Source organism: Photorhabdus caribbeanensis, assembly GCF_018448885.1.
GTDB lineage: Bacteria > Pseudomonadota > Gammaproteobacteria > Enterobacterales > Enterobacteriaceae > Photorhabdus > Photorhabdus caribbeanensis.
On record NZ_RCWB01000050.1, the window covers coordinates 16642 to 27573 of the forward strand.

Annotated in this window: 10 protein-coding genes and 1 tRNA gene; 4 read left to right on the forward strand and 7 right to left on the reverse strand. The window is 42.5% G+C overall.

Annotated features, from left to right (window positions below; genetic code table 11):
* Positions 1-9 precede the first annotated feature (9 nt).
* Positions 10-1422: a siroheme synthase CysG gene (gene cysG, locus EAE90_RS21405; protein ID WP_214055207.1), complete on the reverse strand. Its 1413-nt coding sequence runs from the start codon at positions 1420-1422 to the stop codon at positions 10-12.
* 267 nt (positions 1423-1689) lie between these two features.
* On the opposite strand from cysG, the gene EAE90_RS21410 reads away from it, so the two are divergent.
* Together EAE90_RS21410 and EAE90_RS21415 are read left to right on the forward strand one after the other, a co-directional pair.
* A complete protein-coding gene (locus tag EAE90_RS21410; protein WP_011145083.1) occupies positions 1690-1965 on the forward strand; it encodes a type II toxin-antitoxin system HicA family toxin in 276 nt (91 codons plus the stop codon).
* Positions 1962-2318 (forward strand): type II toxin-antitoxin system HicB family antitoxin, encoded by a 357-nt coding sequence (locus EAE90_RS21415; protein ID WP_214055208.1) that lies wholly within the window; start codon positions 1962-1964, stop codon positions 2316-2318. Before EAE90_RS21410 ends, EAE90_RS21415 begins: the two co-directional genes overlap by 4 nt.
* Before the next feature lie 105 nt (positions 2319-2423).
* Here the strand turns inward: EAE90_RS21415 and EAE90_RS21420 are convergent, their stop codons facing one another.
* Genes EAE90_RS21420 through cysJ form a run of 3 tightly spaced genes read right to left on the reverse strand, consistent with a single transcriptional unit; the run spans position 2424 to position 6687 of the window.
* Positions 2424-3158, reverse strand: coding sequence for a phosphoadenylyl-sulfate reductase (locus EAE90_RS21420; protein WP_214055209.1), 735 nt, complete (start codon positions 3156-3158; stop codon positions 2424-2426).
* Positions 3155-4885: an assimilatory sulfite reductase (NADPH) hemoprotein subunit gene (gene cysI, locus EAE90_RS21425; protein ID WP_214055210.1), complete on the reverse strand. Its 1731-nt coding sequence runs from the start codon at positions 4883-4885 to the stop codon at positions 3155-3157. The genes EAE90_RS21420 and cysI overlap by 4 nt, the downstream gene beginning before the upstream one ends.
* Positions 4885-6687, reverse strand: coding sequence for an NADPH-dependent assimilatory sulfite reductase flavoprotein subunit (cysJ, locus tag EAE90_RS21430; protein ID WP_214055211.1), 1803 nt, complete (start codon positions 6685-6687; stop codon positions 4885-4887). The genes cysI and cysJ overlap by 1 nt, the downstream gene beginning before the upstream one ends.
* A gap of 267 nt (positions 6688-6954) precedes the next feature.
* On the opposite strand from cysJ, the gene queD reads away from it, so the two are divergent.
* Positions 6955-7317, forward strand: a complete 363-nt coding sequence (gene queD, locus EAE90_RS21435) for a 6-carboxytetrahydropterin synthase QueD (RefSeq protein ID WP_214055212.1) — start codon at positions 6955-6957, stop codon at positions 7315-7317.
* Between the two features lie 44 nt (positions 7318-7361).
* Here queD and queE read toward each other — a convergent pair whose 3' ends face one another.
* Entirely contained in the window at positions 7362-8033 is a 672-nt protein-coding gene (queE, locus tag EAE90_RS21440) for a 7-carboxy-7-deazaguanine synthase QueE (protein ID WP_214055213.1), read from the reverse strand.
* Between the two features lie 170 nt (positions 8034-8203).
* Here queE and EAE90_RS21445 point away from each other — a divergent pair, with 170 nt between their 5' ends.
* Positions 8204-9589: an amino acid permease gene (locus EAE90_RS21445; protein WP_214055214.1), complete on the forward strand. Its 1386-nt coding sequence runs from the start codon at positions 8204-8206 to the stop codon at positions 9587-9589.
* A gap of 298 nt (positions 9590-9887) precedes the next feature.
* Here the strand turns inward: EAE90_RS21445 and EAE90_RS21450 are convergent, their stop codons facing one another.
* Positions 9888-10670: an endonuclease/exonuclease/phosphatase family protein gene (locus EAE90_RS21450; protein ID WP_214055215.1), complete on the reverse strand. Its 783-nt coding sequence runs from the start codon at positions 10668-10670 to the stop codon at positions 9888-9890.
* 144 nt (positions 10671-10814) lie between these two features.
* Positions 10815-10891 (reverse strand) — tRNA-Asp (locus EAE90_RS21455).
* Positions 10892-10932 lie beyond the last annotated feature (41 nt).

Consider the following 10932-nt stretch of genomic DNA (forward strand, 5'->3'; position numbering starts at 1 on the left):
TACAACTCCTTATGCAAAATCGACTACTGCCGGACGGCTTATCTTGGCAATAGATTGCTGCCCAAACCAAGCTATCTGATGGTGAAGTTGAGCCACCTCTCCCACCACCAGTAAGGCCGGAGACGGCGCCTGCTGTGCTAACTGTTCCAGTTCAAGCAAAGTGCCGGTTAACACTTGCTGTTCCAGACGAGTACCACAACCAATGACGGCTACTGGTGTATCTTCTGCTCGCCCGTGTAAAATTAATTGATGACTTATTAAGGCGGCTTTGACCATCCCCATATAAATCGCCAGAGTCTGATTACCTCTGGCTAAAGTCGGCCAATCCAGCTCATTACCCTTTTCTCGACAATGACCTGTAATAAAAGTGATACTCTGTGAGTGTTCCCGGTGAGTCAAAGGAATTCCCGCGTAAGCCGTCGCCCCGATGGCGGCAGTAATTCCCGGTACCACCTGAAAAGGAATGCCTGCTGATGCTGCAACCTGTAATTCCTCACCACCTCGGCCAAAGATAAAGGGATCACCACCTTTAAGACGGACCACTTTTTTGCCCTGCCTGGCAAACTTCACTATCAATAGGTTAGTTTCCTCCTGAGAAACAGAGTGATTACCCGCTCTTTTGCCAACGCAAATTTTATCTGCATCACGACGAACCAGATCCAGTACCTCGCTGCTGACCAAATGATCATAAAGCACCACATCAGCCTGCTGAATAACCTGTAATCCCTTTAACGTCAGCAATCCCGGATCACCCGGCCCTGCCCCAACCAGAGCCAGTTCTCCCTGAGAATCAGACTGCTCCAGTTGTAACTCAAGCTGTTTTTCCGCCTGTTGAATCTGACCGTTTGCAACCAACATAGCGAAACGACCATTGAAAGCCTGTTCCCAAAAAGAACGACGCTGACGCATGGAAGTGAATCGCTGTTTTACTCGTTCACGCCACTTCCCGGCGATTTTTGCCATCGTGCCAAGGCTGGAAGGCAGCAACGCTTCCAGTTTTTCTCGGATTAAACGTGCTAATACTGGCGCTTTTCCCGCCGATGAGATCGCCACCAAAACCGGAGAACGGTCAATAATTGATGGAAAAATAAATGAGCAATGAGCTTGATCATCAACGACATTGACCAAAATACTGCGCTTATCAGCTTCAGAAAAAACCTGATGATTTAGAATACGATCATCAGTCGCAGCAATAACTAAAAAGATGCCATCAAGATATTCAGGTTGGAACTCTCCCTGATACCATTCCAACTCACCAGCTTGATAACGCTGTTGTAATTCAGAGCACAATTCAGGCGCTACAACCTGTAATAATGCACCTGCCCGTAGTAGTAGAGTCGCCTTACGTGCAGCCACCTCTCCACCACCGACAAGTAATACAAGCCGCCCTTTCAGCTCAACAAATATCGGTAAGTAATCCACAATTGCCCTTGATATCCAGTGAAATATTTATAAGTACTGAAACTGTTTCGAATGAATATATGAGTCAGCGGTAAAGTTATAAAATGACAAAAAAGAATTTGATGTTCTGTAATGGAATATAGCCAACCTCTCTAGAACAGGGCTAGTGTGTTTTTTTGCACTACATCGCTAAGGGCAGGAAAAGTAAATGACTTCAAAATTTGACTTCATATGTCATTGAGTTCAATATAACTTCATAATCTGACTTCACAGAAAGCAATACGAGAAATGAAAGAACAGGTTTCAATGCTCAGGAAGAGGCAAAAAAATACGTTGGAGCAGATATTTAAAATGCCTGTTCCTGCGGGAATTAAGTGGTCTGACGTGGAATCACTCATAATCGCTCTGGGAGGTGAGGTTAAAGAGGGGAAAGGTTCACGTTGCAGGCTGTTGCTAAACGATAGTATTGCCAGATTTCACCGTCCACATCCCTCACCAGATACTGACAAAGGGGCCGTCGTCAGCCTACGAGAATGGTTAGAAAGCATAGGAGTTGAGCCATGAAGATGACAGTACAAAATACAATGGTAATAGCCGGACAGCAGGCTATTATTAGCTACGTGCCAGAAATTGGCATGTTCAGGGGTAAATTTTTAGGGCTGTCTGGTTATTGTGATTTTATCTCTGATAGTATTCAGGGGTTGCAAGATGAGGGTAAAATATCTCTACATGAATATCTTGAAGATTGTAGCGCATCAGGTATTGAACCTTATGCAAGGCAAGAAAAAATCAAAACATTTACTCTGCGCTACCCCGAATCATTTGGAGAGCGATTGCATTGCGCAGCAGCCGAGCATCAGATTTCGGTGAATGCGTTCATCATTGAAACTTTAAATGAACGAATGAAACACGCGTAAAAATCCGACTAAATTGTCTTTCAGACTATTTATATTAATCATCACCCTCGCCTTAAAACAAAGCGAGGGCTTTATCATCAATCCCACTCAGGAAATACCGGTTTTTTAATTCTCATGTAACCCACATTCTCGCTTCAAGCCAAAAAAACGGGTTTGTTCTTCACTCATACCCGGTTCCCATTTTTGAGTTGTATGGATGTCACCAACAGAAAGATAACCTTGTTCCCATAATGGATGATATTCCAAGTCATGCTTTGTCAGATATTGATGTACACGCCGGTTATCCCAGTCGATAATCGGCAAGATCTTAAATACTCCGCGCTGTACAGCCAGAACCGGTAATTTTGATCGACTTTCAGATTGCTGACGGCGTAAACCAGCAAACCAACTTTGTGCTCTCAGATTTTTCAAAGCCCGATTCATTGGTTCAACTTTATTAATCTGATTGTAACGTTCTATCCCCTCTACGCCTTGCTCCCACAATTTCCCATAGCGAGCTTCCTGCCAGGCCGGAGAATACTCAGCACTGAATACTTGTAAATTCAGTTTCAGCTGTGTTGTGAGTTTATCTATGAATTGATAAGTTTCAGGGAATAGATAACCAGTATCCGTAAGAATGACCGGAATATCAGGATATTCTTGTGTCACTAAATGAAGACACACCGCCGCTTGTATTCCAAAACTGGAGGAAAGGACAAACTCCCCTGGCAAATTTTCCAATGCCCAGTTTACCCTCTGGTGAGCATCCATCATTTCAAGCCGAAGATTAATCTCCGACAGTGACTGCGCTTGCTGTTCAGCGGTCATACTAACACATTGAGATAAACTGAATTGGCTCATACCGCCTCCTGCCAATCGTAAAAATCGCGGGCTGAATCCAGTACCGGCTTGATAATATCCGTGCGGATCAGGAAATCACCAAAACCTTCATTCGGCTGCCTCCCGGCCTCCCAACGCCCAATAAGTTCATCCATGATGGATAAGATCTCTTGTGAGCTGATATTTTCTTTATACATGCGTGGAATACGGGTGCCAATCCGATTACCGCCAAGGTAAAGGTTATAACGATCAAGCGCTTTGCCGACTAACCCTACCTCCGCCAACATCGCTCTACCACAACCATTCGGACAACCTGTCACCCGCAAAACAATATGTTCATCACCAATACCGTGTTTATTCATCAGTTGTTCAATATGGGTGACAAACTCCGGTAAAAAACGTTCAGCCTCAGCCATTGCCAATGGGCAAGTTGGGAAAGAGACACAAGCCATTGAGTTTTCACGCTGAACTGTGGTTTTATCATCAATCAATCCATGCTGACAGGCGATGGTTTCAATACGCTGTTTCTCACTTTCAGGAATACCAGCAATGATTAAGTTCTGATTGGCCGTCAGGCGAAAATCCCCTTTATGTATTTTTGCAATTTCAGCAACACCACTTTTCAGCGGCCTGCCGGGGCAGTCCAAAAGGCGACCATTCTCAATAAACAGCGTCAAATGCCATTTATTATCGATGCCTTTCAGCCAGCCAATTTGATCACCACGACCAGTAAATTCATAAGGCCGAATTGCCTCAAATTTCACGCCTGAGCGTCTCTCTACCTCTTCTTTAAAAGTGTCTACACCAACCCGCTCCAAGGTATATTTGGTTTTGGCGTTCTTACGTTCCGTCCGATTCCCCCAGTCACGCTGAGTTGTCACCACAGCTTCCGCAATTGCCAACGTATGCTCAAGTGGAATATAACCAAACTCACTCGCCATACGTGGGTAGGTATTTTTATCGCCATGAGTCATCGCCAAACCACCACCCACTAACACGTTAAAACCCACCAGCTTGTCACCTTCTGAAATAGCGACAAAGTTCAGATCGTTAGCATGTAGATCAACATCATTCTGTGGAGGAATGACTACCGTGGTTTTGAACTTACGCGGCAAATAAGTTGGCCCAAGAATCGGCTCTTCATCGGTTGTCGCGACTTTTTCTTTATCTAACCAGAGTTCAGCATAAGCACGGGTACGTGGCAGTAGATGCTCTGAGATTTTCTTCGCCCATTCGTAAGCTTGCTGATGTAATTCTGATTGAATAGGATTCGAGGTACAAAGTACATTCCGGTTAACGTCATTTGCCGTCGCAAGCGAATCCAGTCCAACCTGATTCAGCAATTGATGCGCAGGTTTTACATTTCCTTTTAGAATGCCATGAAACTGAAATGTCTGTCGGTTAGTCAAACGGATACTGCCATAAAGGGTATTCTCTTCAGCAAACTTATCAATACCTAACCATTGCTGTGGCGTAATCACGCCACCCGGCAGACGACAGCGCAACATCATTGCATGACGTGGCTCCAGTTTTTGCTCCGCCCGTTCAGCACGGATATCACGATCATCCTGCTGATACATGCCATGAAAACGAATCAACAGGAAATTGTCCCCTGCAAAACCTCCGGTCAAGCCATTAGTTAAATCTTCGCTAATCGTACCTCGCAAGAAGTTGCTTTCCCGCTTCATACGCTCACTGTCGGCCAGTTTACCTTCGACAATCAAAGGACCATGTTGTTTATTGTTCATTAGTACACATCCCTCTGATAACGGCGTTCAAGACGCAGTTCACTTAAAAATTCATCTGCCTGTTCGCTATCCATGCCGCCATGCTCAGTCATAATATCCAGCAACGCATGCTCCACATCTTTCGCCATGCGGTTTGCATCACCACACACGTACAGATGTGCTCCTTCCTCTATCCAATGCCACACTTCTTCACCTTGCTCACGCAGCTTGTCCTGAACATAAACTTTATGCTGCTGATCACGGGACCATGCCAGATCAATACGGGTTAACAAGCCATCTTTGACATAACGCTGCCACTCCACTTGATAGAGAAAATCTTCCGTAAAATGTGGATTACCAAAGAACAACCAATTTTTCCCTTCTGCGCCATCAGCCTCCCTTTGCTGCATAAATGCCCGAAATGGCGCAATTCCAGTTCCCGGCCCAATCATGATGACAGGCGTGCGTGGATCGGCAGGCAGACGAAAATTATCGTTATGCTCAATAAAAATACGAATATCGTCATTTTCCTGTAAGCGATCGGCTAGATAGCCGGATGCACCGCCGGTGCGGGCCCGTCCGTCAATTTCATAACGAACTACACCAACTGTAAGATGAACTTCATTTTCCACTTCTGCCTGAGAAGAAGAAATTGAATAGAGTCTTGGCGTCAAAGGCCGAAGCAAATCAATAAATTGCTGTGCTTCCGGTTGAGAAGCCGCTTCTCTTATCATATCGGCAATCGGTTTATTGTGGGCGTATTGCTGTAATGCTTGTTTATCAGCAATTAAAGAAAGTAATTTTTCATCTTTCGCGAGAGCTGCGTATTTTTCCACAATCACACTGGTATTTTGGGTTAACTCAACATGGCTGATCAGTGCTTCCCTTAATGATAATTTCTGACCATTAACCTCAACCTGTTCTGTTCCTTTCAACCAAAGCAAATTCAACACTTCATCCACTAGCTCCGGATCATTTTCAAACCAGATCCCCAGAGCATCACCTGGCTGATAACGCAGACCTGAATCACCCAGATCAATTTCAATATGGCGAACATCTTTATCAGAACCACGACCCGTTATTTTCTGACGGGCAGATAAGGCCGCTGTTAGTGGAGCCTGTTTAGTATAAGAAGTTGAAAAAATTTCATTTACCGATCTGCTCTGTGCAGAAACAATTACAGTCCCTGTCCCGGCCGGAATACGCTGTTTCAGAACCCCAGTTAATTGTTGACGCCACTGAACCGCAGCCTTCTGATATTCCACATCACCATCTACACGTTCCAGAAGCCGTTGAGCACCTAACTCATTCAGACGATTATCGAAATCTTTTCCAGCCTGACAGAATCGTTCGTAAGAGGTATCACCCAAACCAAAAACAGCAAATACCGTACCATTCAGCTTCGGGGCCTTTTTAGAATAGAGATATTTATATAATGCAACCGCTTCCTCGGCAGGTTCTCCCTCACCTTGAGTAGAAGCAATAATTATCAGCACTTTCTCTTGAGCAATTTGTTTGAATTTATAATCACCGGCATTGACCAAATTGACATTGAGTTTTTCTGCCGACAAATCATCACGGAGCTGTTCAGCCAAACGACGAGCATTACCCGTTTGTGAAGCTGAAATTAATGTAATCGTCTCCTGTGCCGGAACCGCCGGAGCCACAACCTGAACTTCTGGTTGTTGATTTACCATTCCCCAAAAATAACCAGACAGCCAAGCTAATTGATTTGGTGAAAAATCCCCAATTGCCGATTGCAAACGCGCTAGCTGTTCAGGTGAAACCGGAAGAAGTGAAATTGAAGGTGGTTTTATGCTCATTATCCTGTGCTGCCCTTTACGATTACCAATGTCCGTTATTTTTAGTAAATAAAATAAATAGGGATGATTTGTAAGGTTATCTCAGCAACTTGTTACTATTTAAAGAAACTATCGCAATATCAAATAACCAAAACGCCTAACCATATTTACAGATTTAATATATCTATAAAACAGTTAATAAGAGCGATTGCAAAAACATGAAAAAACCGGGTTTAATTCAGAAGATCGGGTAGAATAGCGGGTTTTTTGAAGTCAGAGAGAACCACTATGAGCACAACGATTTTTAAAGATTTTCAGTTTGAAGCCGCCCATCGTCTGCCACATGTTCCAGAAGGTCATAAATGCGGTCGCCTACATGGGCACTCATTTATGGTACGACTGGAAATTACCGGGGAGGTCGATCCTCATAGTGGCTGGATTATGGACTTTGCCGATTTAAAAACCCTATTCAAACCCATTTGGGAACAGCTAGATCACCATTACCTGAATGATATCCCTGGACTGGAAAATCCAACCAGCGAAGTATTAGCTACCTGGATTTGGGATAAAGTTAAACCAACAATTCCACAACTCAGTGCCGTTATGGTGAAAGAAACCTGTAACGCGGGAGCTATTTTTCGCGGTAAATGAAACAACTTACTGCACCAGGAAACCTCCAGTGCAGTAAGCTTTTCTCAGGCGATATTCAAATATTTATGTGTTTGCATAGAAAACCGCCAATTACGGGCAATACAGGTTTCAATACATAAACGAGTAGCGTCTTCTTTCTGGCTAATGGGTTGCAGTGCAATAATACGCGATGAGTTGTCATCCAATGTCGCTAATAACTCATCCAATGCTTCAATATCTCTTTCCCGAGCAACCGGATATTTTATTTCATTAGCCCGCTGCAAAGCCTGCTGCAACACCTGATAACCACCACGCATGTTAACTTTTGGTGAAACTGTCACCCAAGTAGTAGCAGAGCACTTAACATGATACGTACCACTGGTTTCTATCTGGCATTGATAGCCAAGGCTTTCTAACTCTTCGATCAGAGGTATAAGATCGTAAAGGCAAGGCTCACCACCAGTAATAACAACATGACGTGCGGTATATTTCTGTTGAACAAACAGCGCTGCAATTTGCTTAGGAGATGCTTCACTCCATTCATTGCTTTCACTCGTCTTCAGCAAAATTGTTTCCAATGTCCGTTGCTGTTCCGCTTCTTTCTCCCAAGTGTGTTTTGTATCACACCAGCTACAACCAACCGGACATCCTTGCAGACGAATAAAAATTGCCGGGACTCCGGCAAAAAAACCTTCTCCCTGCAATGTCTGGAATACTTCGTTAATCGGGTAAAACATAAAAATCTCTGGTTTCATTAGGCAAGGGCGCATTATTGCAGATATCTATCCCGCGAACATCAATCTTTATGGTAAGGTACGGGGTTTGCTTCGCTTGGCTAACGTGCGGCTTGTCGAGGCATTGTGTGCTTAAAATATATCTAGCACTGAAAAAGTGACAGGAATAAATAATGCAGAATAATGAAACTCAGCTGAAACGGGGTCTAACCGGGCGGCACATCCGCTTTATGGCATTAGGCTCCGCAATAGGCACAGGGCTGTTCTATGGCTCCGCAGCTGCTATTCAGCAAGCTGGACCAGCCGTATTACTCGCCTATTTAATCGGCGGTGCTGCCGTATTTATGGTGATGCGTGCATTAGGCGAAATGGCTGTTCACCATCCAGTAGCCGGTTCTTTTTCACACTATGCCAGCCATTATCTCGGACCTTTAGCCGGATTTCTAACTGGATGGAATTATATATTCGAAATGCTGATCGTCTGTCTGGCTGACGTTACTGCGTTCGGTTTCTATATGAAGCTCTGGTTCCCCCATGTGGAACAGTGGATCTGGGTACTAAGCATTGTCTGCTTTATCGGCGCAATTAATCTTTGCCATGTGAAAATTTTCGGTGAAATGGAATTCTGGCTCTCGATTGTGAAAGTCACCGCAATTATCGCTATGATTATCGGCGGCATGACTATCATGATCTATGGATTCGGCCAAGAAACAGATCATGCAACCGGCATTGCCAGTTTGTGGGAATATGGCGGTTTTATGCCTAATGGCATCAGTGGCGTCATAGCTTCTCTCGCCATTGTGATGTTTGCTTTTGGTGGTATTGAAGTCATTGGTATTACTGCCAGTGAAGCCAAAAACCCCGAAAAAACGATTCCAAAAGCAATCAACGCTGTCCCTTTCCGTATTCTGCTGTTCTATGTACTGACTCTGTTTATTTTAATGTGTATCTATCCGTGGAATCAGATCGGTCAAGAAGGTAGCCCATTCGTACAGATTTTTTCTAGCTTGGGTATCAATTCTGCTGCTAATATTCTCAATATCGTCGTGATTACTGCCGCAATTTCAGCAATTAATAGCGATATTTTTGGTGCTGGCCGCATGATGTATGGCATGGCCCAAGAAGGACAAGCGCCTAAATCATTCACCAAGTTGAGCCGTAATGGCGTACCCTGGATGACGGTGATCGTTATGTCAGCAGTTCTGTTAATTGGGGTTATACTCAATTATATGATTCCGGAAGAGATTTTCGTTATCATTGCCTCTATCGCAACATTTGCTACTGTATGGGTATGGTTGATGATCCTACTTTCTCAAGTTGCCATGCGCTGCAAAATGAGCAAAGAAGAAGTTAAGACCCTGAAATTCCCCGTTCCTATGTGGCCAATAGCACCAGCATTAACCATTATCTTTATGGTATTTGTTATTGTATTACTGGGCTATTTCGAGAAAACCCGTATTGCATTAATTGTGGGAATCGTATGGGTAATCTTATTATCAATCACCTATTTCTTTAGTATAAAGAAAAATATTTCTCAAACCCATCAGATAAAAAAATAATTTTCACTTATAAATGCCAGATTATTCTGGCATTTATTTTCATTTATTAACGTAAGATATTTTTAATATTTACTTTAATATCATTCACACATATTAAATTTACTAAATATATATTTTCTGGAAAATTAAATAACTAATATATTTAAAAATAGAAATAAATATTATTTTAAAAATACAAACCTATCATAATATGTATTGAAAAATCACAAAAAATACAAATAATATTTATTTCTCAGTTAGTTAAGAAATAAATTTATCTACCTAAAATAGAAAAACACATTATTTCTATATCAAAAAATTAATAAAAATTTACAACAAGAGGGTTATGATCGGAAGCATTAGTAGGTATCACAAAAGCATTAGCTATATTCAACTCCCGGTAAAAAATAAAATCCAGAGGCTTTCCAAAAGCAATCGTTCTATAGTCATCAGTAAAAGATACTTCTTTAAGGTGTAAATATTTGGTAAAGCGTTTTAAAGCATTTAATCGTTGCTTACTCCACGCATTAAAATCACCAGCCATAATTACTGGGCCATTATGCAAACGAACATGAGCACCAATATTATTTAGCTGACGGCTATACACATCTACACCAAAACTGAAATTTATCGCATGTACATTAATAACCATTAACTGGCGATTATCCTGTAAAGGATAAACAGTGATAAGAGCTGATTTAGATAAACGTAAAAGAGGCTCTTTTTCTCTCAAAGGACAACAATAGACAGGATGAGAAGTTGCTAACGTCATTACACCTGATGGATGTTGTGGCAATAAAAATGCGGGAACTTGATCAGCTATCAAGTAATTTGAGGTAGCAAATTCAACTAAATCAGGAGTTGTCTGCGCTTCTTGTAATAAAATCAACTGACTTTCGTTAGTTAGCTCCTTCAGAACCTTTCGCCATGAAGGACGCTGTTGCTTATAAATATTCCATACAACAACCCTTAACTCATTTGTGCCAGTGATCAAAGGAGTACCTACAGGTAATGCATTACCAAGCTGATGAGTCGACATAGGAAAGACGCGTTCAACAGGTTGGCCCGCAACATACCTTATCGCATAGGTTTTTTTCACCACGTAAAAAACCTCTTAAATACAGAATAACTATAAAATTTAAAACTATCTGATTCTATCAAATAAAATAAGGTAATTATTGCTTTTAATACTTATAAACAACAAAAAACCCTGAGATTTCTCTCAGGGTTTCTCTGCAAATTAAGGTGGCGGTGCGGACGGGGCTCGAACCCGCGACCCCCGGCGTGACAGGCCGGTATTCTAACCAACTGAACTACCGCACCACCGAATTCTCTGTGATTTATATCGCTGTTACGATATAAAA

Coding starts and splice junctions, on each gene's coding strand:
- cysJ (WP_214055211.1), bottom strand. CDS start 6,687: ATGAGCATAAAACCACCTTCAATTTCACTTCTTCCGGTTTCACCTGAA.
- cysI (WP_214055210.1), bottom strand. CDS start 4,885: ATGAACAATAAACAACATGGTCCTTTGATTGTCGAAGGTAAACTGGCC.
- queE (WP_214055213.1), bottom strand. CDS start 8,033: ATGTTTTACCCGATTAACGAAGTATTCCAGACATTGCAGGGAGAAGGT.
- EAE90_RS21410 (WP_011145083.1), top strand. CDS start 1,690: ATGAAAGAACAGGTTTCAATGCTCAGGAAGAGGCAAAAAAATACGTTG.
- EAE90_RS21420 (WP_214055209.1), bottom strand. CDS start 3,158: ATGAGCCAATTCAGTTTATCTCAATGTGTTAGTATGACCGCTGAACAG.
- EAE90_RS21415 (WP_214055208.1), top strand. CDS start 1,962: ATGAAGATGACAGTACAAAATACAATGGTAATAGCCGGACAGCAGGCT.
- EAE90_RS21445 (WP_214055214.1), top strand. CDS start 8,204: ATGCAGAATAATGAAACTCAGCTGAAACGGGGTCTAACCGGGCGGCAC.
- queD (WP_214055212.1), top strand. CDS start 6,955: ATGAGCACAACGATTTTTAAAGATTTTCAGTTTGAAGCCGCCCATCGT.